The organism is Bacillus sp. JJ664 (assembly GCF_036962205.1).
Lineage (GTDB): Bacteria > Bacillota > Bacilli > Bacillales > Bacillaceae_G > Gottfriedia.
On record NZ_JBALMS010000059.1, the window covers coordinates 60,074 to 85,994 of the forward strand.

Below are 25,921 nucleotides of genomic sequence, written 5' to 3' on the forward strand. Positions count from 1 at the left end.
TAGTCTCCTTTATTTTACAAAATGAAACGCAGACTTAACGATTCCTACTACTCTTTCTAAATCCGCCATTGTCATTTTGGTATCTGATGGTAAGCAAAGTCCTCTATTAAATAAATCATCACTGACACTCTCTTTCGTTTCAGCAGAATAAAATGGATACTTTTCATAGAAAGGCTGTCTATGCATCGGTTTCCATACATTCCTTGACTCAATACCTTCTTTTTCAAGTAACTCAATTAACTTGATTGGCTTTAATCTACTTTTTGCATCAAGCGTGATGACAGATAACCAATAATTCGGTTGACCATAATCTGCAACTGGCATCATTTGTATCTCATCAATATCAGCAAATTGTTGTTGATAAAATTGATAAATTTCCCTCTTTTGTTGAATACGTTCAGAAAGAATTGTTAGTTGGCCTCGACCAATTCCTGCTAGTACATTACTCAAACGATAGTTATAACCGAGTTCTTTATGCTCATAATGACGTTCATTTTCTCGTGCTTGAGTTGCCCAAAACTTTATTCTGCTAAGTGACTCTTCGTCATTTGAAACGATCATTCCACCGCCTGATGTTGTGATGATCTTGTTTCCATTAAAGGAAAAAATGCCAAAGTGTCCAAAAGAGCCTGTTTGTTTTCCTTTATAAGTTGCACCTAATGATTCTGCAGCATCTTCAATAATTGGGACTTGGTATTCATTACAAATCTCTAGTAATCTATCATAATCCGCACTTTGACCATACAGATTGACAACTATAACTGCCTTTGGTAGTCGATCTATTTTTTTTGCGATCCAAAATGCATTTTCTAACGCAATAGGGCACATATTCCATGTTTCTCGGTCTGAATCAATAAAAACAGGAGTAGCATTTTCATAGATGATTGGATTACAGCTAGCTGCGAAAGTTAAAGAAGAGCAAAAAACAATATCACCTTTTGTAACATCTAATGCTCTCAACGCTAGATGAATTGCAGCCGTTCCACTTGATAATGCTACGGCCGACTTCGTTCCAACTAATTCTGTAACCTCTTTTTCAAAACAATCTACATTTTCACCTAAAGGCGCAATCCAATTTGACTGAAAAGCTTCATTTACATAATCTAACTCTTTTCCGCTCATATGTGGTGAAGATAAGTAGATTTTTTTCATGCTTGTTCAACCTCTGTATTTTCGTTCCCGACAAACTTACTCATCGCAACACTTCCTTCTGGATTAATATCCGACCGTTTAATCACTTTAAAAAGTGTCATAAATAGTATCTTTACATCTAGCATTAAACTAAAATGATCCACGTACCAAACATCTAATTTAAACTTTTCATTCCAACTAATATTGTTTCTGCCATTTATTTGTGCCCAACCCGTTATACCTGGTTTAACATCATGCCGACGGAATTGTTCTTCTGAATACAGTGGCACGTATTCGACTAGTAATGGTCTTGGACCGACTAAACTCATATCTCCTTTTAAGACATTGAAAAGTTCTAACGTTTCATCAAGCGAGGTCGATCTAATAAAGTTACCAAATGGTGTCATTCTTTCTTCTACAGGTAATAACTTTCCATCAGCATCTTGCGTATTTAACATCGTCCGAAACTTGATTAACTTAAAAACTTTACCTCTTTCTCCGACTCGGTCTTGTTCAAAAACAATTGGGGAACCTAATTGAAAATAAATAAAGATGGATACGATGAGTAAGACTGGAGCAAGTGTGATTAAACCAACTAATGACACAGTAACATCCATGATTCTTTTACACTTTAATCTTATTTGCATATTAAACTCCCCTTGGATTCAAATGATTTCTCCAATTAACTAGTCATTTTAATAATTGGTTTACTGTTTACACTGCTTAATAAATATTGTTTTAGTTCATTGTCTGAGCATTCTTGTAGCTTATTCATAAGTTCTATATACCAAAGATTAAACTCACTTGGTTGAATCGCGCTTTTACCTCGGTAGATTTTAGGATAGATTTGTTCATCATGTACTTCATCACTACCAAGTAACTCTTCAAATAACTTTTCACCAGGACGAATACCCGAATATTTAATCCCAATTTCCTCTACATCATAGCCAGACAAACGAATTAAGTTTTCTGCTAAATCTTTAATCTTTACTGGCTCACCCATATCAAGAACAAATATTTCTCCACCATTTGCTAGCGTACTTGCTTGAATAACGAGCCTTGAAGCTTCGGGAATTGTCATAAAATATCTTTCCATATCTGGATGAGTAATTGTAATTGGTCCACCTTTTTCGATTTGCTTCTTAAATAGTGGTAAGACACTTCCTCTGCTACCTAATACATTTCCAAATCGGACAGATACAAATTTCGTTTTACTCATCTTATCTAAGGATTGAACGACCATTTCAGCCATACGTTTCGTAGCACCCATTACACTTGTTGGGTTAACAGCTTTGTCACTTGAGATTAATACAAAGGTATTTACACCAAAACAATCCGCTGCCTCGGCCATATTTTTAGTACCAATTACATTATTTTTAACTGCTTCATTTGGATTCTTTTCCATTAAAGGTACATGCTTATGAGCTGCTGCATGATAAATGACTTGTGGTTTATGTTTCTCTACTACTTCAAATATTCTTTTGCGATCTTGAATATCTGCAATCTCAGTAATAATATTTATTTCTCCCGCAAGCTTATGTTCCAAAAGCTCCATTTCAATTGTATAAATGCTATTTTCACCATGACCTAATAAAATAAGCTTTTGTGGTTTATACTTTATGACCTGCCTACATAGTTCGGATCCTATTGACCCACCCGCTCCAGTAACAAGAATTACTTTTTCTGAGAGACTTTCAAAAATGCCTTTTTCATCCAATTGAACGGGATCTCTTCCTAGTAATTCCTCCACAGACACATCTCGCAATTGTGTCATGCTTACATTTCCATGAACAATATCATCTAAGCTAGGTACAATTTGCGTTTTCACACCTGTTTGCAAGCAGGTTTGATAAATATTGCTTAATTCACGAGCCGTTAAAGATGGAATTGCTATGACAATATGCTGAATATATTTCTTTTTAATAATTTGTTCGATATCTTTCATCTTTCCAGCGACAGGAATGTTGAAGATCTCTAATCTCTCTTTTTTCTCACTTTCATCTATAAATGCTACTGGTAGTAAATCACAGTTTTTTTCAGTCAATAATTGACGTGCAAGTATTGTTCCACCAACTCCCGCACCGACAATTAGTGTATTTTTTTTAGTAGGTGTAACATGATAATTGGATTCATTGATTAATCTCCAAGTCAGCCTTGATCCACTTAAAAAAATAAAATAAATCATCCATGTAACAATATAACTTCGGTAGAATACGATTCCTTGTAAGGAAAAAAGAATAACAAACGAACCGCAAACTGTATATGTAACAGTTTTCAGAAGATCAACTAGCTCACTTAAACTGGCATGTTCCCAAGCTTTTCTATACATACCAAATTTAAATGAAAATAAATGGTGTAATAAAATTAAACAAGAGGCACCAATGAGTAGCTTAGGTAGTTCTACTAAACTTCCATTTACATTTAAAAATAGATGACTAACTAGGAAAGCAAATAGAATAATAAAAGAGTCAATTACTACTAACATAGAACGTCGTTTCTGATAACTCATTTGTCCCCTCTCCTTCTTAAAAAGAACCAATAAAACATCTAAATTTTTGTAGCTTGTACCATATTTTCCCCATAGTAAGCATTTCTCTATAAAGAACTGAAAATTAATATATTTTATTACACAGAACGTAAAATATTCTTATTAACAAACAAAAAATAGATCGTTTTTTTAACGCTATTTTTCACCCCTCTTATATTTATATCTATTTACACTTTATTAGGACTGTTTCTACTTTAATTTATATGACAAAACTTTCCTAATAGACTTCAATAATCAACAGATTTCTCTATAAACCTACTTTACATATCAAAGATAGGAAGGCGATTGCTATTCTTTTTTGAGAATGTTTAGGTTTTCATTGTAAAACGATTTCTTTCGTGTTTTTTGATAAAACAAAAAACCAGATGCAAATGAATGCATCTGGTTTTTCTAAACTATTTTATTACTTCTGTACAACTACTTTTACTGGAGTACTTTCGTTACCTTGTTGATCAATTGAAATGATTAATAGAACCGTTCCAATTTTTTGTCTTGGAATCTCTAAAGTGAACTTTCCTTTCGAATCTGCAGTATCGGCACTAATGATTTCATTACCAATTTTTACTACTACTAAAGAATTCGCTTCAGCTGTTCCCATAATTTTTTTATCATTATCTTTTACAACTCCCTTTACAATCGGTGAATCTGGTGGAGTTGTGTCAACTACTGTTACCTGCGTAACAGAACTTCTGTTACCTGCATTGTCGACAGATACAATTGATAAAATTGTTCCTATTTTTTGTTTAGAGCTTAATAGAATAGAGAAATTTCCTTCTTGATTCGCTATACCTTTACCAAGAATTGTATTTCCTACTGAAACAGTGATCGTTGAGCCTGCTTCTGCTTTACCAATTACTGTACCGTAGTCTTTTATCTCAGTTACAACAGGTGCAGATGGCGCAGTAGCATCAATAACAGTTACTTCAGTCTGAGTACTTCTGTTTCCTGCTTTATCAACTGCAACGACAGTAATTACCAATCCTGCTTTTTGTTTCTCACCAATTGAAATGTTGAAATGTCCATCTTGGTTTGTGACACCTTGACCAAGAATATGATCTCCAACAGAAGCAATAATTGTTGAGCCTGCTTCTGCATTACCTGAAACATTTGTTTCAAAATCTTTCACATCATTTACAACTGGTGCAGTAGGTGGAGTTGCGTCTGTTACAATTACCTCTACACTGTCGCTAACATTACCATTTTCGTCAACGGCTGTTACCTTAACCTTTGTACCTGCACCCAGCTTTGTAATATTCATTTCGAATTTACCTGTACTGTCTGCTGTAGCTTTGCCAATTTCTACATCCTCTACTTTTGCAGATACTTTAGCTCCTGCTTCAGTTGTTCCACTAATTGTTACATCTTTATCATTTAAAGTATTAACCTGTAAGATTGGACTTCTTGTATCTGATCCTACTAATTCCTTCGTATCGCGTACACGAACTCGGCTACCATCTGTAAATTTACCTGACAAACCGACTGCTTCTAATGTATCACCGATTTTCAAGTCAGGTACAGGTCCACTTTGATTTGTAATGTATCCATCTGTAAATACAAGAGTATCGCCTGAGCCATCATTAATGATATAAGAATTTGCATCATACTTAGAAACTACTTTACCCTTCACTTTAACAAGAAGTCCTTGGTTTTCTTCCGACGTAGCAGCACCAGTTGTCACTTCTTTAGGTGTAATTGGGGTAGTTTTACCAACTTTTATGACATCTGTCGCAAAACTATTAAACTCAAATTCTTTATTGTTCTCAAACGTTTTGATATGGCCATAAATTCTAACTTTATCACCGACTTCTAAAGATCCTTCTGGGGCTTCTTTAAATGCCATGATACCACCTGTTTCATCTTGTACATAAAATGCATCAAAGAATACTCCTGCAGCAGTCGTTACTGTTCCTTCAATTACTGCTTCTTTATCCTCTTCAAGCTTACGTACATCACCAATCTTTGATACCTTTGTCTCACGATGAGCTAACCAGTTGATTGCATTTAGAGAAAATTCATTATTCCCTTTAGGTTCGTATGACTCATCCATTTGTTTATCATTAAAGATATTCATACCTGAAACGATGATACGACCTTTTTCACCGATCTCCTCAGATGCAATTAATGGAATTGCTGATCCACCTGTTTCATCTGAAATATTATCATAAGTGTATCCACCTTTAATATTTCCTTCATAAGTCGTTTCGTTTCCTTTACCAAGGATAACAACTTTTCCACCTTCAACAAGTGGCCCGTTATTTTCTCCGGCAAGACTAACTCCACTATAATAATCAAGGAATGAGACTCTGTCTGTAATATAATTTGACACTAAGCCTGGGTGTATTCTTACTGCATATGGTGATACTTTTGGGTCACTCCAGAAGTTACCTGACTTACTATCATCAAATACTCCATCATTATTGATTCTAATTTTGGTTCCGATATCTGCTAGTAATGGATTACTAATCGTTGGATCAGAACTGTTATTACTCTTACTAGTAAGTAGTAATGAACCACCATTCTTCACAAAATTAGCAACCGCTGTTCTTTCGTCTGCTGATAAAGCTGTTCTAGTAGCAGTAATCATTAGGACTTGAACATTACTTAGCACAGCATCAGTTAGGGCTTGTTTATTTTCTACAACTGTGTAACCTTCTTTTTGAAGTTGAACTGTATATGATTTTAAATTATCTTTGTACGATCCACTATCTCCAGAAGTATTTTCATTACCGTGATATGCATCTATTAATACCTTGATGCCTAATGGTTCTTTTATTTTAACTGGTAAGTTAAATTTCACATCACCAATATCTAGACTATCAAGTGAAGTCACAACTGCGATTATTTGATGGTCTCCAACGAGTGGCGTATTCCATGTCGCTGTTGCCGTTGCTGAATTTTTGGATAAAATTGATGAAATATTATTTGTTCCTATAAATTTATCTTGTTTCACTTCATCGTAGTAAAAATCTACTTTTAAATTGTTGATTGTTTGTGTTCCGTTATTAGCTACTGTAGCTTTTAAAGTTGCAGGATTCCCTCCAACAATAACATCCCCAACAACATCAATTCCGTTTACTTTTACATCTACTGATTCTTCTTTCGACCAAATTGGAGAAGAATAAACTCTTTCACCATCCATTTGAGTTACTTTTACAACGAACCATTGTTGTCCACTTGGAACAGTAAATGATGGTTTCCATGTAAAATCCTTCGTCATTGGTTGAATTGAATCTACTACTTTACCACCATTTGTGATTAATTCTACCTTTGCAATACGATCATCAGATTGGTAGCCTGATGGTAGATAACTGTAGTCGCTATCCGTACGTGATTCTGTTACTAAATCACTACCAGAAATATTAAAATTAAGTGTTTTACTATCAACAGTTGATCCCATGTAGTAGCCATTTGCTAACACATCTAAAGTAAAGTTAGGATCCTCTTCCATGTAAACACGCATATTTCTCATTGAATGCATTAATGAATCTTGAGAAAGATCATCCGCAACAATAACTGTACGCGCATTTGTTTGTCCCCATGAACCTTCATGATTATCCTCACCGTAAGTTGGTGCAACATGCCATCCTAAGTCTAATGTTGAGTAGAATTTTTTATCAGCATTAGCATATCCGTAGTGACCTGAACCATTACCTACTTCAAGCATTGTGAACAGTTTATCTACTTTAGCGTCATAAGGTTTAAAATTATTAAAAGCATTTGCTGACATATCTGGATGGTTAAACTGACCAACAATATCATCATAAGTTAGTACCCATGAATAATATTTGTTTAAGTCTTGATATTGTTTTCCATTGATATTACGGTCAATAAAGTTTTCAGTTCCAAAAATATTTGAATGTCCCCATGTTGTAGAAGTCATTTCAAATGCTGGGAATACTACATAATCACCATTTTTTGTATACTGTTTCGCTAAATCCTTTGTTAATTGCCATTGTTCTCCACCAGTACGTTCTGTCATCCCTTTACGGTCAACATTATCCGTACCTGATAGACTTGCATCAATATCATGCGAGTGGTCAGAAAATGCAAAGAAATCATAATTATGTGCTTTACCTGCTTTTAAAGCATCTTCTGGTGTCCCTGCTCCATCATGTGAAATATTCGTATGGTTATGTGTTGTTCCACGATAGTGTTTACCACCAGTAAAACGCTGAACAACTTCAAAAGTCCATTGTTTTTCACTACTATTGCCTTTGCTATCTTTCGCCGATACTTTTACAGTATGATTTCCGATTGAAAGATCTTGAGTTACAGCATATTTTACTTGGCTCTTATTAATCGTTGCTGCTGGAGACTTAATTTCAGTTCCATCAACCCATAATTTAACAGTATCAACATCTACTCCACTTGGATCATTCAATAATACAGAAATTTCCGGTTGTGGTGTTTCTACTTTCGTTTGATCTTGAGGTGTTTCCCCATTAAAAGATGGGCCTACTAAATCATCTTTTAAAGATACTTTATGAGGTGCAGTACTTGAACCAGAAGTTACAGTTCTTGCACCTGCGATTGCCTCGATATAGTACTCAAATCCGTTTGAAGGAACGTCCTTCGCTTGTAATGTAACTGTATAACGTCCTTCACTACCTTTTATCATTGGTAATGTTGTATAAGTTGTACCACCTGTTGCACGATAGTAAACTTTTACAGATTCTGCTCCATCAACAGTTGCCTCGAATTCTATATTAGTGTCTTTATAGTCTTCTGTAATAGGCGTATGTGAAATATTTAAAACAGATGCGATATCACTTTTACCACGTGGGTACACTTGGTAACCATTCGTCGCATTTGCATTTGTCGTATATTGCCCTAAAATCCCAGTAATTGTGTATGTTTTACCAATAACTAAATCAGTATCTGGTGTAATACCCGTATTACTCATTACTCTCAAAGTAGTTGCTTTATTATTTTCATCAACTAACGTTACATTGTAATTTGGAGGTGTACTTGCCGTTGCAGATACTTTTCCTGTTAGTGTTACTAAGCTACCCTCAAGTGGCTCTGCAACAGCAAAAGTAGTTAAATCTAAAATTGTTACATCTTTTGAAACTGGTACAGCATTACCTTCATCTAACTTTACAATACTAGTCGTATCAAATTCTGTTAACCCATTGTAATAGATGACCTTTCCTGTCACGCGGACTTTATCACCTTTTACAACATTGAACCCAGCATCATATGATGTACTGAATACATTAATTCCACCTGTTGCATCTTGAAGATAGAAGTTTTGCTTTTGTGTCCCAAGAATTCCATTATCAACAGTTACTACACCTTCAATTGTGTAATACTTATTCAGATTAACTGGTTTCCCTGTTGTTTTATCTGATTCGCGTACATCTTTTACTGGTGTAACTTGATCTGTCGCTGTTTTTGCAACTGATACTGTCGCGCTTTCAAGTTTGATCCCTTTTGCACTGTTTGATTGCTGTGTCACATAAATTGTATTTGGTGCATTATTGATCTTAGCTGTAAAACTACCTGTTGCACTTACTTTTACTTCTTCATTTAATAGTCTTTCAGATATTGTAGCAGTAGCATTTGGATAGATATTAATAATTGAAGATGCAACGCCAGCACCATTATTACCAATTAATGTTCCTACCCCATTGCCGTCAACCATATAACTTAATTTAGACGCATCAATTAAAGCGCTTTCAGTTGCTTTCTGAATCTCAATTACGTCGCTTTCATCTTTAGTAGTTTCCGTCGCACTTACAAATACTGAAGTTAATTCTTCAGCAGAAAAGTTCACTTCGAAACTGCCTTCTGCAGAAGCAACGATTGTTGATAGTTTAGTAGTTTTTGTAGCATTATCATATATATTTACTATTGCACCGCTTGGAACAGCACTAGTAAGACCACTTACTTTCCATTCAGTACCTTGTTTCTTCAACTGAATATTGTTTCCAATTGGTTGTAAGCTCGTGTTTGAAACCATTGGAGCTTCAGTTGGGCTTGCTGTGTTTTTTGGTACAGGTGTTGCTGCAACAAAATCCTTCACATTATCGTCCGTATCCCATGCATTTCCTTTTCCACTACTTGGGGAAACGTTTGCATACGGTCTACGTTGAGCACTTGTCGTGTTCGTAAGAGACGGAGTTGTTGGACCAGTCCCCTCAAATGCATTTGTTCCACTTCCATAACCTACAAAATCAATGATATTCGCTCCAGTTGGATTTGTACCTGAAAGTGCAGTAGTATTATTTACTAATGCTACCTTTCCTGCTCCTCCTGCCATAGTTAAGGAACCAGTATTATCAGGAGTTGGTAAAGGCTTATCCTTTACAGTAGCTCCTGCTGCTTCTTGTACTAAAAAATAACTATGTGCTTTGATCGTTCCAGTTAAAGCAGTTGACGTCCAACCACTTCCAGTTGAACTAGCGTATTGAACCGACCAATTATCTAATACAACATCACTGTCCGTTGGATTATAAAGTTCGATAAAATCATTCGTATATGTTGCTCCTGAGTTTCCTCCGCCGCCATATACTTGACTAATTACTACATGATCTGCAATTGCTGCTTCAGCTCTATTTATCAATCCGCTCGGCAAAAACGTGCTTGTTAATAATAAAGCTGACAAGACCATGCTCGTCCAACGCTTAATCTTTCTTGTTTTTAACTTCATTTCATCAACATCCTTTAGTAAAATTTGGTGAAATAATTATTGCTAAAAAACAGTTTTGTCCCTTCTTCTGTAAACGTGTAATATATCAGTAATTCATTGTAGATATATTGCCTAAATAATTATATGAAATTTTTAAATGTAAAGAAATAACTTTATTTTAAAATTAGTTAACATTTTCTGTAAATTTTTTATTACTACTATACAAACTCAATTATTCTATGTTTATATTAAGTTGTTTCATTTATCATTATTAATGAATAAATCCTAACAATAGGCTAAACTAATGAATATTTTAATAGAGTACAGGGGGATATTTCAGTGCTTCATTTTTTTGACGATCTGAAAAAATTTATACTAAGAAAGAAATCCAGCCACTTGGTTTTGCGCTTTATAACACTAGCTTTACTTTTACTCATTGTCCTTCCACATAACGTATCAGCACATAATTATAGTGCTAGTTTTACAAATATTAAGTTCGAAAAAGAACAAACTGAAATGACATTTACAATTGATTCAATTTCTCTTATTGAATTAATTGACGGGATAGACCCAAATAATAATTTTAAACTTGAAAAATCAGAATTAAAGAAAGAGGAACACCATTTAGAGGAAATTGTTTCTGAGAAGCTTTCTCTTGATAAGAATAACGAAGAACAAGCACCTACTGTAGAGAAAATGAAGAAGATTAAAAAAGAGGATGTAGAATATATAGAGTTTACAGTTCTTTTTCCTGCATTTTCACCGGGTGACACAATCAGCTTAAATGATGGATTCTACACAGGTGACTCGGGAACAACGAATTATGTAAATCTATTAACAGCTACTTATGGATCTGAAACGAGCCAAGCTGCTCTACAAGGAACAAGCAGAACATGGACAATCCTTTTAACAGAAGCTCAGCAAGATCAACAAGCAACTGATGGACAAGCACAAGATACGAAACAAGTAACTGATTCTAAATCTGATGAAGATACTTCTTCTTGGCTATCATTTTTCAAACTAGGGATGCTTCATATACTAACTGGATATGATCATTTATTATTTTTATTTGCATTACTACTTAGCAGGCAATCATTAAAACAATTTATCGGAACAATCACTGCTTTCACCCTTGCACATAGTATTACATTGACCCTAGCAGTTTTAGGCATTGTTGACCTACCTTCTAAATTTGTTGAATCAGTAATCGCACTAAGTATTTGTTATGTTGCTATAGAAAATATATTTAAAGAAAAGATTAAATATAGATGGGCAATTACATTTATATTTGGTTTAATTCACGGGATGGGATTCGCTAGCATATTAAAAGAAATGGAACTTCCGAAATCAAATCTAGCCGTAGCACTATTAAATTTTAATCTTGGAATTGAGTTTATCCAACTATGTATTGCACTTCTAATCGTGCCAATCTTATTAAAACTACAAACTCTATCAAAGTACCAAAAATATGTAAAAATAGGTTCAGTTTTCATTTTTATCCTTGGGTTAATTTGGTTAGTTCAAAGAGTACTGTAAAATAAGTAATTTTAATTTATAAAAAAAGGGCTGTCTCATAAATCAATTTGACATGAGGCGCCCTTTTTTCGTTTATCAGATTCATTCAATTTTTACTTTAAAGCATATTTGTAATTAGCACCCTCAACAGCAGCATCATTTGCTTTGTGGTCTACTAATTCTACTTTAATTTCATAGTTTCCTACTGAAGGAAGTTTCATTTTAAATGGAACTGGATAGCCTTCAGCCATTTTTAATAGGGTTAAAGAAAGATCACTTACTTCACCATCTTGTGGTACGTATGCAATACCTTGGCTATTTGTAGTTGATTGAAGTGCGTAGCCTGCTAAGTAGCCAAATGTTAGATTCTTAACTGGCACACCGTCTTTTGTGATCAATACTTTAAATTTAAGCTGTGAACCGGCTGGTCTTGTAAAAGTTTCAGGAAGCTTTGCATTTACGATGAATTCTTGCTCTGTATTAAATGCTAAACTTGTACCACCTAAATTTACAGCAATAAACCCAGCTGTAGTTTGAGTTGACTTAATTGATTTAACAGCTTTACCAGAGCCATCCTTCACTTCACCAACAAACGTTACTGCTGGTTTAGCAGTTAAATCACTTGTAGCTTGCTCTTCAAGTGTAAGCGTTGTCACTAGTCCTTTAGAAGAAGCGTTTGTTACAGTATAACCTTCTACATTAAAGTCTGCTTTATCTACACCAGATACTAGCTCTGAAAATTGTACAGTAACAGCATCTAACTTACCATTTTTATTCATATCAAGAGTTTGCACTTTTGTAAGTGTTACAGCTTTTGCAGCAATTTTAAAGCTAACATTTACTTTCGTTGTAGCCATTACTTTGCCTTTATTATCTTTTACTTTTGAAACTGTTAGACCTGCAGTAAATGATGCAGTTCTTTTTTCAACACCTTTAATTGTTAAAAGTGCTTTATTTCCAGACAATGTAACCTTTGTTACTGTAATCCCACTGTTTTTAGCAAATGAATAACTGTTCACTTTTACCGCAGACTTTTTATCTATTGCTTTGTTAAATTCTACAACTACTGTTTTTGTATTCACTGCAGTAACTTTTTTAACAGTTAATTTTGGTTCTTTCACTGATTTAGCACTAATTACTGAAGGCGTTAAGGCAGATGCTACTAAAGCTGCAGACAAAGATGTCATTAGTACATTACGTTTAGAAAATTTTCTTTTCATACTAATCAATCACTCCTAAATGTTCATTAATTGCTAGAATATACCAACTAAGTAGATTGTATATGATAAAGAAAAGGCAGTCTACTAATTTTTTTATTATTTTGAATAATTAAAATACTAGTATAGTTATTTATTACATCACATCTTCATTTAGGCAGTATGACAAATAAAAAAGCTATTACCGTTAAGATAATAGCTTCTTACTGTTTTTGATATTTCCAAATATTACTTACTGTTCAGTCCAGAAGTCAGTTTCAAAACCAGCTAGATCATGGTATGGATACAGAGGTTTCAATTGCTTCGCTTTTGTCCATAAATCCCTAGTTTTCTCCAAAGCTTGCAACGACTTTTTATAGTTCTCATCTACTGTAATATAATTTACGTTTCCTAGATGTTGCAGTGAGTAACCTGTAATTTCCTCAAAAAATGTCTTACTAGCGTAGTCTAAAGGATCACCTTTTACAATATAATTTGTAAAGATTGGTTTGAATAGCGTTTGAATCTTTTCTGTTTTGGTATGAAGCTTTTTAGAACCATTATCTAACAAAACCCCAAGTGAATTAAATGTAACTCCTTGTACAAATGGGTGGTCTTTCATTTTTACATCCTGCACTAGTTGATAGCCTATATACTGTGCCAAATAACCCCCAAATGAGTGTCCTGTTACATAAACACTCGCACCAGCATTTTCTTTTTTATTTAAGATTTGCTTCACCCATTTATATGCTTGCTGTGCTTGTTCATCAACAACTACAGGTGAAGCATTTTCTGGTGAATCAAAACCAATTAATCTCTGATATATATCTTGTAAATTTATTTTCTTTAATCCACTAAATGCAAATAAAAGACTATTGTCTTTCGTATTTTTAAGAGCAATTGCTGAAAAACCAATTTGTCCTGATGTTATTGAAGCTAACTCATAATCACTTAACCGCTCATGCATTTCTGTATATAGTGGTTCAGCAACACCTTGGTGTTCAGTCAATTGCTTACCAATTTCATTTTTTAGAAATGGTTCGTAGGATAGCTCTGCAGCTGTTAACATTACGCCATCTGGTAAATTTTCTAAAATACTATCTGGTAATTTCTCTAGAACTCTTTGTTCACTACATCCTGTTGATGTAAATAAGGTTAATACTGCGAAACAAAATAAAACAACACGATAATTCATGAAATACCTCCTTTCCGACAATCTCTCCCTCCATATTATGTCCACGACCATTCGACATGTTCATCTTTTTCCCAAAAAATACGAAAATTATACATGTTTTTAATTGACAGTTTTACTTTTTAAATGATATTATAAAAATTTTGTTATTTCGTTAAACAATGTTATACTTGATTTATCATAGGTTTTTCGGAGGTGGATACATTGTTCAAAATTGGCGATCAAATAATTTATCCCATGCAAGGAGCTGCAGTGATTGATTCCATTGAAGAAAAGGTCATACAGGGTGTAACACAGCAATATTACATTATCCATATGCCTGCCAGTAATATGAAGTTAATGATTCCGAAAGGGAATGTTTCAAGAACGAAAATTCGATTAGTAGAAGATCACGACCACTTAGAATCTGTATTAGATGATTTTTCTAATGGTCTTCCAGATGATTCACTATCATGGAAACAAAAATATGATGTGAATATGAAAAAACTCAAATCAGGTGAATTACTAGCTGGTGCGCAAGTTGTACGTGATTTAACGATACAAAGTAAAGAAAAACCTTTAAACCCAAGTGAGAAAGAAATGCTCGACACTGCAAAAAGAATGTTTGTAGGAGAATTAAGTTTGATTAAAGGTATATCTCAACTGGAAGCGACTGAATTGATTAATGAGGCTTTAAAATAAATGAGGAAAAGAGCTGAATTCAGCTCTTTTTTTGTTTTTTTATCTAGGTACTGATCTTGGGGATTTACTAAAAGACAAAAAAAGACTGTTAGCAAAATTGCTAACAGTCTTTTATCTCATAAGTGAGAATTATAATTTAACTACGTTTTCAGCTTGAGCGCCACGGTTACCTTGAGTGATCTCAAAGCTTACTTTTTGGCCTTCTTCAAGTGATTTGAAACCTTCGCCTTGGATAGCTGAGAAATGTACGAATACATCGTCTCCACCTTCAACTGCGATGAATCCAAAACCTTTTTCTGCGTTAAACCATTTTACTGTACCTGTGTTCATAATGCGAACCTCCATATATCCTGTTTTTTTTACACTTAATGAGTATTGTTAAGAAAAAATACACACATTATAACAGGATGAAAATTCGTCCCTTTTAACACATGAATTGAATTAACCAATTCTTATTAAGTATGTAGTTATTGTATCATAGATTTTACTGAAAAACAAATTGTGTTCTAATTTTTAAAAAATAAAGTTCTTTATTCTAATATAGGACCTTATAAAACCCTTTATTTTGCTGGTTCTGCGGCCAGTATCAATCCAATTGGTAAGTTTTTCTTCATAATACTATTGAAGTATGAATGTGGCACAGGTTTATTTCCTACATATGGAGAAATTTCAATTGTAAATCCTGGACGTTTTTTTACTGCAACGTACCAATCTTTATAACCGCCTCCTCCACCTTTAGCAGGTGCAACTAGGCTATAACCTGTTTGTTTTGAAAGTTTAGTAGCGATTGCTTTATCTCTCGTAAACTGACTACCTTTTTGGTTATAGTGCCAAAAAATAATATTACCAGAAGAATGATAAGCAACTGTATTTTTAAAGTTATGTTTATTCGTAAAATCATATAAAGCCTTTACTTCTGGTTCACTTAAAGGTTTGCTACCCTTATGATTATCCGGTCCAGGTTTCGGTTTATTTCCACTAATTTTGCTCCAATTGGCTGGATATTGACGATTTAAGTCAACACCACGAATATTTGCTTTCCAAGCCTTAAAGTTTTTGCTTCCATTATTAAGTTTAATGACTTGACTCGGATTTTTGGCACTATTTGCACCTTCTTGTACTAACATAACCCCATCAGGGTTTACCATTGGTACAAAGTAAATAGATGTTCTTGTTAAAAGTTTTTTTACGTCATAGCCATTTATTTTTGTATTCTTTTCATAAGCATTAGCATATTGATCAAGCATTTCCATTAACACATTGGTTGTCATATGCTCACGGGCATGATGAGAAACATTTAAACTAATCTCTTCTTTTCCCGTTCCAAGTTTAATCGTATATATATTTCGCCCATCGACTGATTTCCCTATTATTTCTACCTTTGTAAATGAAGGATACCATGCATTTAATTCCTGTAAATCTGCAATCATTTCATTATAGCTATAATCACCTGACGGATTTACATAGTTATTTGTCTTAAGAGAAATATCGGTTTTTGTAATGTATCCCGTATTCCCGCCAATTTTTACTACATAAAATGAACCATATTCCCCTTTTATGTCTATTCTTTGTCGAGCCGGAATCTCTGCTATGATATTTGATTTATTTACTGCATTTACAATTTTTGTAACTCTTTTCGTCATTCCTACCTTTATTGTAACTGCTTTAATTGAAATAGTTGGTACAGGTATTTTTCCACCTGGTACTGGAACTGTACTATCTTTTTCTATATAAGCAGTTGTATTTAAGTATTGAATAATAAGGTATTGATCTTTTTCACCTATTTTTTCAAATAAAGTATTACTCTTTACAGTCCCTTTATTTACTAACTTTCCATTTTCATTTAGTAATAGGTTTGTATTTGTCATGACTTTAAAAACTTTTTCAGTCGGATGAATCTCCCATAATGTAGCATCACGAACTTTACTTTTTAAAACAGAACCTAAAGTTTCGTTATATTGTACAAAAAATACTTCTGCATCTTCTTTTTCAACCTTTAATAATTGGTTAGCTGGTATTTGTACAGTTGATATTTCACCAGTTTCTATATTTTGTACTGTTTGTTCAGCTATTTCTAATGTAACCACCCATTTTTCTGGTACCACTTGATCAGTGGAAGCTTCCGCAAATACATCCTTAACCATGTTAAATGTTAAGAAAAAAACAATAAAACTTATTAAAAACTTTTTCAAAACTTTTCACCCCTCTAGTTAGCAAAATACAAAGTTGTCTAATAAAAACGAAAAGCCCCCTGCTTAGGGAGCTTATTATTTATTATTTTAGTATTCTATTACTTTAGCATTCTTTTTGCCCCAGTATATTTAGGACCCCAATAGCCTCCACTTAAAGAGTCAATTTTGATTCCTTTACTACTTGAAGCACTAATGAATTTATTATTTCCAACATAAATTCCAGCATGTGAAATACCAGATTTGTAAGTATTGCTGAAAAACACAAGATCGCCTGGCTCTAAATCATCTTTAGATACAGATTTACCAACACCGAATTGATCAGAAGAAGAACGTGGTAAACTAATTCCCGCTGCTTCTTTGTATACATAACGAGTAAATCCTGAGCAGTCAAATCCATTTGGAGTTGTGCCTCCGTAAACATAATCTACACCTATATGTTGTTTTGCTTCATTTACGATATCATTACCATCCATAGTTGCGGCTGATGTTTTACTTAGAGGTTGTCCAACTAGGAATAGGAAAATTATTGAAAGTAGTATAAAACCTTTTTTCATTCTTTTCACTCCTAGACATGTATGTTTCTACTTTATATACCAATTTATCTGATAATTCGATAATATCATGTTTTTTTCTCCCTTATGTTACAGATATATTACAAGTTGTTTACCGTTTATTTAAATACACCAAAAAGTTACAAAATAAAGCAGCATCATTAGTCAAATTTCAATTTCATCCTACTTTTTTCAACTTTATTAACTAATTTAAATCTGTTTTCATCATATGTAATAATCAAACTGATACTTTTTCCTTTTCAACTATGTGTAATGTATCTGTTTAGGGTATAATTACCAATAAGAATGTTACGAGTTAGGAGGCAGAGGATGCTTCAACGTGATTTAAATAAAGATGTGATTTATGAACTCTCATACTCGCTTTTTTCTAAGCTTTCTCCACAAAATATGAGAGATGCGGAGCTTGTTGAAAGTGGTTTACAGCTTTACCGACAAGGACAAGTTTATAATGTTTCAGTTAGAGACGGTAGAATTGTCGGAGTGGTAGAAGAAGCAGATCAAATTCATTTACCAATATTACATATAAATAATCATGATCAAAATGGATGTGATTGTTACGAAGCACCTCCATGCCAACATCAGATTGCTCTTTTATGCTATGCGGCAGCATCATTTTCTTTGGTTGGAGACATCATGAGGAAATTTAAGCAGTCGTCTTTGAAAAATATCCCAAATATTATCACAGGCCGACAATTGCTAGATCAGATGAATACCATTCAGGAAGATAAACCAAAAGAAACTGTTGAATTATTTGAAAAGAAATATAAGGAGTATATAGAACAGCAACGAACATCATTTTACCAAGATGTTTATTTTGTTTACCCTTTATATGAACGTTTTTATCATGGTTTGTTAAATCAACAACCTCGACAAGAAAAGGAAAAACTACTGTATCAGCTGCTGGCAGCTATTTTCACGATGAATAAAATGGTGAATCAAATTGAAATTCAAAGTACAGTTTATGACAATGCTCAATTACCAAGAGAAATGACAATGCTAGAAAATCAAATAGAGGCCGTAAGTAGACAGTTACATAATATTACTGGTGGTTCTGTTTCACTTCAATATGAGGATGTGCTTAGACAGCAGCTAAAATCTTTACTATTTGATCGAAAGCTTTGTTTAATACCGAGATATAATTCTTTCCGTCATGTATATAAGGAATTATTGAATAATGAGAAGAAATTACACAAAGATTTAGAAGATTTTTCGAAGATCCCAGAAGATTACTATGTTGACTTAGGTATGGCCCAGTTACATTTTTTATTAAAAAATGATGATGACATGCTAACCATTATGAAAAAATATAGTCAGAATGAACGCACTTTGTATAGCTTTACTTATTGGATTGAAAACTTACGGAAAAATAATGAAACTGAACGTCTGTCAAAATTTTTACCTTTATATTACGAAATGCTACTATACTATCTCCAACATGGAGATGATGAATATGCAAAGAGTACTTTTGCCAAACATTTTCTATCACATTATGAATACAATAGCTTTTATACAAATCAAACCGCGGGCTTAGAGGTCGTTTACCAAGCACTTCTTCCTTATAGTGAGATGCAGTATACAGATTATTTAATGCATAATCAGGAATATAAGCGTTGGACTGAATTACAAATGTATTTATATTCATATCAGCCTGAACAAATAGATAAACATGATTTACAGGAAGCACATAAGCATGACCCACAATCTGTTCTTCCAATTTATCATCATATGGTTCTATATTATATTGAGCTAAAGGGTCGTTCTAATTATAAATTAGCAGTTCGATATTTAAAGAAACTGAAAACTAATTACAAGAAATTAAAGCGTATCAATGAATGGAATGATTATATTCATTATGTTGAATCTCAATTTATTCGTTTACGTGCACTTCAAGAGGAATTAAGGAAAGGAAAATTAGTCAATGAAGCGACTAGCAAATCTTAGTGTTGCGGTAAAATGGGTAGAGAATAAAGGTCTACTCATTTATGGGATGCAAAGTCACGGTGGCATTTTACCGGTAAGCGTATGGAAGCATCTATTGTTTCAGTGGCATGAACCTTCATACTATGGGACTTTACTACAATCTAGTCGAGTTGGACAGATTGAGGGTATTCTATTAACTCCTATTGAAGCACTGACTTTTTTCAAAGAACATCATGAGAATTCATTAGTAGAAATAACATATCTTGATGAAGCAAAAGAATTTCATCAAACGATTTCACAGCTTTATCCTTCATTTCATGAAGGGCAAGTTTCACCAAGTTTTGCACATTATCAAGCCGGAAATGAATTATGGAGAATCGATGGTACAGAGCTTTTAGAGCCTACTGTACAAGAATTAGTATCAGCAGCAATTAAGCAACAGTTTGAGATTGGTTCAATTCATTCAAAAAAGTGGGAGATTTCAAGAGGCCTGTATCATAATCCGACTTACTTAAAACAACAGCTTACTCATAGTATTGATGAGGATGACTGGCATGTGAAAATCGGACTTAGAGATGATGATGTTCCATTCTCAATTCGTTTAGTACTTGAAGAACCGATGAGTGAACATGATGATTGGCATTTACGTACATATTTAATAGATGAGAGAAAAGCGATTAAGCCATATGAATATAGTGGACATCCATCCCTCCATAGTAAGCATGAGTCATATGCTGAATATTTGGATCGCACGTTTCAGGGAGTTGGATTACTTGTTCCTACTTTAATAGAAGACAATCAACCGAGAAATATTCTTTCAGAGCAAGATGCTTGGACGTTTTTGACGGAAGATAGTGAAAAGGTACTCTCTGCAAATATTCAAGTACTGTTGCCAAGTTGGTGGCAGGCTTTAAAACAAAACAAAATGACGCTAAAAGCAAGCGTAAAAGGCAAGCCTACAGGGAATTCATTCTTCAATATGGAAACACTGGTTGATTTTAATTGGCGAATCTCTACAAACGGAATGGAGCTTTCTGAACAGCAGTTCCAGCAATTTGTTGAAAACCAACGAAGATTAATTCAATTTAATGGACAATGGATTGCACTCGACCCAGCCTTTATTGCACGAATGAAGAAAATGATGGAAAAAGCAGAAAAGCAGGGATTACGATTTCATGAAGTACTGCAACACGAATTACTTCAAGGGTCTGAAAAAGTTGAGGATGACAATTCCCCGTTTGCTGAAGTTGAAATTGAAGTTGATGATGTTTTCCGAGAATTAACGAAACGACTTACATCAATTAATGATGTTCCTGAGTTAGTAAAGCCACATGGACTACAAGCAACTTTACGAGCATATCAGCAAAAAGGATTTGAATGGCTTATTCATTTGAAAAACATGGGATTCGGCGCATTACTTGCAGATGACATGGGGCTTGGGAAAACCATTCAATCGATTGCATATTTAGCATATAGAAAAGAGCACGAGGAACAACGAGGTGCCTCTTTAATCGTTTGCCCTACATCTGTGATCAATAACTGGAAACGTGAAATCGAAACTTTTTATCCAGATTTAACAATTCATGTTCACTACGGTGGAAATCGACTAAAAGGTTCTGACCTTCTTTCAATTGTCAGAGATGTTGATATCATCATTACTTCTTATGCTTTAAGTGTGCTAGATTATGAAGACCTTAAGCAATATGCATGGAAATCTATCATTTTAGATGAGGCGCAAAATATAAAAAATCCGACTACGAAACAATCTAGAGCAGTTCGCGGATTAAAAGCCGAGCATCGTATTGCATTAACTGGTACGCCAATGGAAAATCGCTTAACAGAGCTATGGACAATCTTTGATTTTATCAATAGAGGTTATCTAGGTACGTTAAATCGATTTGTTGGAAATTACGTCAATCCAATTGAAAAAGATCGAGATGAGGAAAAAATCAGTGCAGTTCATCGATTAATCGCACCTTTCTTACTCCGACGAACAAAACAGGATGAGGATGTAGCCTTAAATTTACCACCAAAGCAAGAGCAAAAAATGCTTTGCCCATTGTCTGTTGAACAAGCAGCTCTATATGAACAAGTCGTTCAGGATAGTTTAAAGCAAATTGATACTTTAAGTGGGATTGAAAGACGCGGTCGTATTTTGTGGATGTTAAATAAACTGAAACAAATTTGTGATCATCCTTCATTGTTTTTGAAAGAATCACAACTTGTCGAATTTGAAGATCGTTCAAGCAAGGTTGAAAGATTATTTGAGTTAATCGATCCGATTTTGGAACAAAAGGAAAGCTGTCTAATCTTCACTCAATATGTCAGAATGGGTGATATGTTAAAAGAAGCTATTCAATCAAAATTTGGAGAAGAAGTACTTTTCTTAAATGGAAGTGTACCGAAAAATGCTCGTGATCAAATGATTAATCGTTTTCAAAATGGTGAAGTAAAGATATTTATCCTTTCACTTAAAGCAGGTGGAACTGGATTAAATTTAACAGCTGCAAACCATGTAATGCACTTTGATCGTTGGTGGAATCCAGCAGTTGAAAACCAAGCGACAGACCGTGCTTACCGAATCGGACAAACAAAGTTCGTACAAGTTCATAAGTTCGTAACGATTGGTACACTGGAAGAAAAAATTGATGAAATGCTACAACGCAAACAATCATTAAACGATACAATTATTACAAGCGAACAATGGATCACTGAGCTATCAATGGACGAGTTAGCAGATCTATTGGGTGTTTAATTAGTTAAAATCAATGTTGTTACTTGTAAAGGGGCTGTCTCATATGTCTATTTGACATGAGGGCCTCTTTTTTATTGATTTAAAAAGAGGATTGTGTTGATTTCCACTCCAGGTGGCTCGCTTTCCGTGGGGCGAGAGCTAAGCCTCCTCGGCACGCCTCCGGGGTCTTTGCCTTCCCGCTATTCCCACAGGAGTCGAGCCACCTTCCGTTGCAATCTCATTCTTTATCTTCAATGCACTCTAAAATATATTTAAAACAATAAAACCTTAAAAAGTAATTATCTTAATATCTATATTTTATATCCCATACGGCAACCCTTTCATTTTATTTAACTCAAGTAAAGAGAACTAATCAGTAGTAACTACAATAATGATTGTTCGCTATAACAATGGCACTCACATCTAACTCCTTTTAGAACATTAGTTATCTTACCATGTGTTTACTTATTGTTTTATCTATATATACTCAAATAGCTTTATTTCTAAATAATAAACAAAATAAAAAACAGACCTCTATACAGGTCTGTTTTTTATTTATTATACCGATTGCATTTCTTGAAGGCGTTCGATATGATATTTAGCTTCTAATTTACAAGAATAAGATGGGTCTTCCACCTTTAGCTCTTTTACTAGTTGCTCGATTTGTTGAATTTGATCTTCTGTCGGATCATCATTCAAAATTTTTGTAATATCTGCGTTCATTTTTGTAGCTAATTCTTGGTGAAACTGTTCACTATTCAAGATTGAATCTTCAACAGTTGATTGCCATGAAGCGTGTTGCTCATTGTAACTTTTCCACTCAGCTAAGAAATCATCCCAGCTATACGCTTCTAAATCCCACTCTAAGTCCCTCATATATAATTCAAAAGCAGTTTTGATAGAGTTGGTAATGCTAACCTTCGTACCACGTGGTAAATCTTTGAGCATGATGTACATACCCCCGTTTTAAAATTTTTGTAAATTCTCTAAGGTGTATTTTTTGATAACATTGTTATAATACCATAAAATGACGAATTACAACAAAATAATTTAAATTATTCTACAATTTACACGTGGTATGGCAAAATCAAGAATCATTTTTTGAAATAATTGGTATGGCAAGAAATATCTTCTTATTTTAATGCAAATGTTAATTCAACTTCACATGCAACTTGACCATCAACTGTTGCTACACCTTTACCTTTACCAATCGGTCCGCGCATTTTCACAAGTTCAACTTCAAGTCTAAGTGTATCACCTGGTACTACTTGTTTTTTAAATCGGCAATTATCAATACCCGCAAATAGTGCAAGTCTACCTTTATTTTGCTCTAAGCTTAGTGCAGCAACTGCCCCAACTTGTGCAAGTGCTTCAACTATTAATACTCCTGGCATTACAGGAAATTCTGGAAAATGACCATTAAAAAACTCTTCATTTGCTGTTACATTTTTTAATCCAATTGCACGCTTTCCTTCTTCAAGCTCTACAATTCGGTCAACTAATAAAAATGGATAACGATGTGGAATAATCTCTTTAATTGCTTGGATATCTAACATTTTATGTCTCCTCCTAGATTCGTTTGACTGATTCGTACAAAAAAAGAAGCAAGTCTTAAGACCAGCTTCTATTTTTTTATAAGTAATATACTATCTTATTTTATTATTTAACGCAATCCATTAATTAAACCGCTCATTTCATCAGCCATTGTAATTGCACGTGAGCTGAATTGATAAGCTTTTTGGGTAATGGTTAAGTCTGTCATTGATGTCGCTAAATCGACATTTGATTGCTCTAGCGCGCCACCCATCGTACTTACTTGATTTGCATTAATTGGACGAACTGTTTGTCCAGCAGTTGCTGCCGGAGATATACGGTACAAATTACTGCCTGCACTTTCAAAGTTTTGAGGCTTCAGAACATTTACTACGGCAAGTTGATAGTTCGTTCTTGTTCCATTTTGATTTGTTACTGTCAGACCACCAGTTTCATTAAACGAAAAGTCCTTTGCATTTCCGTCCACTATAATTGGACCATTCGTACCTAATACTGGATGTCCCTCACTCGTAGAAAGCTGCAATCTAGAACCATCACCGTTTATTGGTAATAATTGAAATGACCCGTCTCTTGTATATCTAGTTTCCGTACGGCCATTTTCAGTCACATTTACTTGGAAAAATTGATTTTTTTGAACTAAAGCTACATCAAGCTTTCGTTCCGTACGTTGAATTGCACCAGCATCCAATTGTAGTGCTGTATGAGCAAGTTTTGCACCTACTCCATAACGAACTCCAAAAGGCGTGTTTCGACCTACCTCTTGATCATAACGCGTTTGGTTATCATACTGTTGAGTAAGCATTTCACTAAAGTTTGTATCACGACGTTTATACCCTACTGTGTTTACATTAGAAATATTATTACTAATTACATCTAATTGGTTCTGTAGTTGTCCCATTGTATTAGAAGCGATTGTTAGCATGCGATTCATAGAATTACCCTCCTCAATTTATTTTTGGGCTGTTTTCATAACATTGTTTTTATATTATTTGTTCTTAATAATCAGTCTAATTTTGTTACAGATCATCTCTAAACCGTGTAATAAACATTTGTAATTTTACTGTGTTTATCTTAAGCTTCCAATCTCATTTGCAGCTTTTTCCATGCTTCGATCATATGCTTGTAAAACCTTTTGGTTAGCTTCAAAGCTACGGTACGCTGACATAAGTTCAGTATATGTCTGTGTTACATCAACATTTGAACGCTCAATAAATCCTTGGTTAACAGAAAAAGCAATTCGATTATTCCTAGAAGCTGTCGGAAGCGCTTGTCCACTTGTCGTTTTGAATAGACCTTCGCCTTCTTTCACTAATGTGTTTGGGTTATCAGAAAATGCTACTTTTAATTTTCCTGCGTTACGTCCATTATCAATAATCGTTCCATCTTCAAGCATTTTGAAATCAGAAGATTGAACTTGAATACGTTGATTATTTTCTCCTAAAACATAAAAGCCATTATTTGTTGTTAAATAACCTTGTTGATCTAGCGTAAAATTCCCGTTTCTAGTATAGCGAACAGTTCCATCTGGATTTTGAAGCTCAAAAAATAGGGCTCCTTTTGTTTTAGCAGCCGTATTGAATGGAATAACTCGCTCTTGAATCGCTATATCTGTGGATTTATTTGTTTGTTGAAGATCACCTTGTGTAAACTTTGGTAGTGTTTCTTGCATGTATACCCCAGTATTCAATCCGCCTAAGGTTGGACCATTTTGGCTAATCGTTTTACCTGGAATATCTTCTGTGTTCATTCTTTTCATTAATAATTCTGGAAAAGAACGCAAGGAAGCTTGTTCTCCTTTATAACCAGGCGTATTAGCATTTGCTATATTGTTGGTCAAGTATTCTGTTACTCTTTGCTGTGTGATCATACCTGATGCTGCTGCATAAAAACCTCTTAGCATTAAGCTACTCCTCTCCATCTATTTAGCTTCAATATTTGAAACTAAATGACATTCCACAATAATTGATAACATATATATCTATCTATTCGTCCGAATCTATTTTCGCTTTAAATATTGCATTTTTTAATCAAACATTGAGTCATTGTATATAAGAT

The 25,921-nt window shown here is 34.2% G+C and carries 17 protein-coding genes; 4 read left to right on the forward strand and 13 right to left on the reverse strand.

The window, feature by feature from the left end; genetic code table 11:
* Nucleotides 1–9: 9 nt before the first annotated feature.
* The 4 genes from V7056_RS10960 to V7056_RS10975 form a co-directional block, all read right to left on the reverse strand.
* Nucleotides 10–1,152 (reverse strand): DegT/DnrJ/EryC1/StrS family aminotransferase, encoded by a 1,143-nt coding sequence (locus tag V7056_RS10960; RefSeq protein WP_499701862.1) that lies wholly within the window; start codon nt 1,150–1,152, stop codon nt 10–12.
* The gene (locus V7056_RS10965; protein WP_499701864.1) at nt 1,149–1,778 is read right to left on the reverse strand and encodes a sugar transferase; all 630 of its coding nucleotides are present in this window, start codon (nt 1,776–1,778) and stop codon (nt 1,149–1,151) included. Before V7056_RS10965 ends, V7056_RS10960 begins: the two co-directional genes overlap by 4 nt.
* A 35-nt stretch (nt 1,779–1,813) precedes the next feature.
* Nucleotides 1,814–3,640 (reverse strand): polysaccharide biosynthesis protein, encoded by a 1,827-nt coding sequence (locus tag V7056_RS10970; protein WP_499701866.1) that lies wholly within the window; start codon nt 3,638–3,640, stop codon nt 1,814–1,816.
* A gap of 442 nt (nt 3,641–4,082) precedes the next feature.
* On the reverse strand, nt 4,083–10,331 hold the full coding sequence (locus V7056_RS10975; RefSeq protein WP_499701868.1) for an Ig-like domain-containing protein: 6,249 nt from the start codon (nt 10,329–10,331) through the stop codon (nt 4,083–4,085).
* Nucleotides 10,332–10,649: 318 nt separating this feature from the next.
* Here V7056_RS10975 and V7056_RS10980 point away from each other — a divergent pair, with 318 nt between their 5' ends.
* Nucleotides 10,650–11,846 (forward strand): HupE/UreJ family protein, encoded by a 1,197-nt coding sequence (locus tag V7056_RS10980; protein WP_499701870.1) that lies wholly within the window; start codon nt 10,650–10,652, stop codon nt 11,844–11,846.
* A gap of 92 nt (nt 11,847–11,938) precedes the next feature.
* On the opposite strand, the gene V7056_RS10985 is transcribed toward V7056_RS10980, so the two are convergent.
* Nucleotides 11,939–13,045 (reverse strand): hypothetical protein, encoded by a 1,107-nt coding sequence (locus V7056_RS10985; protein ID WP_499701872.1) that lies wholly within the window; start codon nt 13,043–13,045, stop codon nt 11,939–11,941.
* A 229-nt stretch (nt 13,046–13,274) separates the two neighbouring features.
* Entirely contained in the window at nt 13,275–14,216 is a 942-nt protein-coding gene (locus tag V7056_RS10990) for a lipase family protein (RefSeq protein ID WP_499701874.1), read from the reverse strand.
* Between the two features lie 192 nt (nt 14,217–14,408).
* Between V7056_RS10990 and V7056_RS10995 the strand changes: the two genes are divergently transcribed.
* Nucleotides 14,409–14,894: a CarD family transcriptional regulator gene (locus V7056_RS10995; RefSeq protein ID WP_499701876.1), complete on the forward strand. Its 486-nt coding sequence runs from the start codon at nt 14,409–14,411 to the stop codon at nt 14,892–14,894.
* A 129-nt stretch (nt 14,895–15,023) separates the two neighbouring features.
* Here V7056_RS10995 and V7056_RS11000 read toward each other — a convergent pair whose 3' ends face one another.
* The 3 genes from V7056_RS11000 to V7056_RS11010 form a co-directional block, all read right to left on the reverse strand.
* Nucleotides 15,024–15,224 carry a cold-shock protein gene (locus V7056_RS11000; RefSeq protein WP_056469390.1) on the reverse strand — a complete coding sequence of 67 codons (201 nt, stop codon included), beginning with the start codon at nt 15,222–15,224 and terminating at the stop codon, nt 15,024–15,026.
* Nucleotides 15,225–15,454: 230 nt separating this feature from the next.
* Nucleotides 15,455–17,086 carry a M14 family metallopeptidase gene (locus V7056_RS11005; RefSeq protein WP_499701878.1) on the reverse strand — a complete coding sequence of 544 codons (1,632 nt, stop codon included), beginning with the start codon at nt 17,084–17,086 and terminating at the stop codon, nt 15,455–15,457.
* Nucleotides 17,087–17,184: 98 nt separating this feature from the next.
* Nucleotides 17,185–17,640 (reverse strand): C40 family peptidase, encoded by a 456-nt coding sequence (locus tag V7056_RS11010; protein WP_499701880.1) that lies wholly within the window; start codon nt 17,638–17,640, stop codon nt 17,185–17,187.
* A 327-nt stretch (nt 17,641–17,967) separates the two neighbouring features.
* Here V7056_RS11010 and V7056_RS11015 point away from each other — a divergent pair, with 327 nt between their 5' ends.
* Nucleotides 17,968–19,599, forward strand: coding sequence for a hypothetical protein (locus tag V7056_RS11015; RefSeq protein WP_499701882.1), 1,632 nt, complete (start codon nt 17,968–17,970; stop codon nt 19,597–19,599).
* Nucleotides 19,577–22,333 carry a DEAD/DEAH box helicase gene (locus V7056_RS11020; RefSeq protein ID WP_499701884.1) on the forward strand — a complete coding sequence of 919 codons (2,757 nt, stop codon included), beginning with the start codon at nt 19,577–19,579 and terminating at the stop codon, nt 22,331–22,333. The genes V7056_RS11015 and V7056_RS11020 overlap by 23 nt, the downstream gene beginning before the upstream one ends.
* Nucleotides 22,334–22,870: 537 nt before the next feature.
* Here V7056_RS11020 and V7056_RS11025 read toward each other — a convergent pair.
* The 4 genes from V7056_RS11025 to V7056_RS11040 form a co-directional block, all read right to left on the reverse strand.
* Nucleotides 22,871–23,260, reverse strand: coding sequence for a hypothetical protein (locus V7056_RS11025; RefSeq protein ID WP_499701886.1), 390 nt, complete (start codon nt 23,258–23,260; stop codon nt 22,871–22,873).
* Between the two features lie 185 nt (nt 23,261–23,445).
* On the reverse strand, nt 23,446–23,868 hold the full coding sequence (fabZ, locus tag V7056_RS11030) for a 3-hydroxyacyl-ACP dehydratase FabZ (protein WP_088001322.1): 423 nt from the start codon (nt 23,866–23,868) through the stop codon (nt 23,446–23,448).
* A 107-nt stretch (nt 23,869–23,975) separates the two neighbouring features.
* On the reverse strand, nt 23,976–24,797 hold the full coding sequence (locus V7056_RS11035) for a flagellar hook-basal body protein (RefSeq protein WP_499701889.1): 822 nt from the start codon (nt 24,795–24,797) through the stop codon (nt 23,976–23,978).
* Nucleotides 24,798–24,932: 135 nt separating this feature from the next.
* Nucleotides 24,933–25,766: a flagellar hook-basal body protein gene (locus V7056_RS11040; protein ID WP_499701891.1), complete on the reverse strand. Its 834-nt coding sequence runs from the start codon at nt 25,764–25,766 to the stop codon at nt 24,933–24,935.
* Nucleotides 25,767–25,921 lie beyond the last annotated feature (155 nt).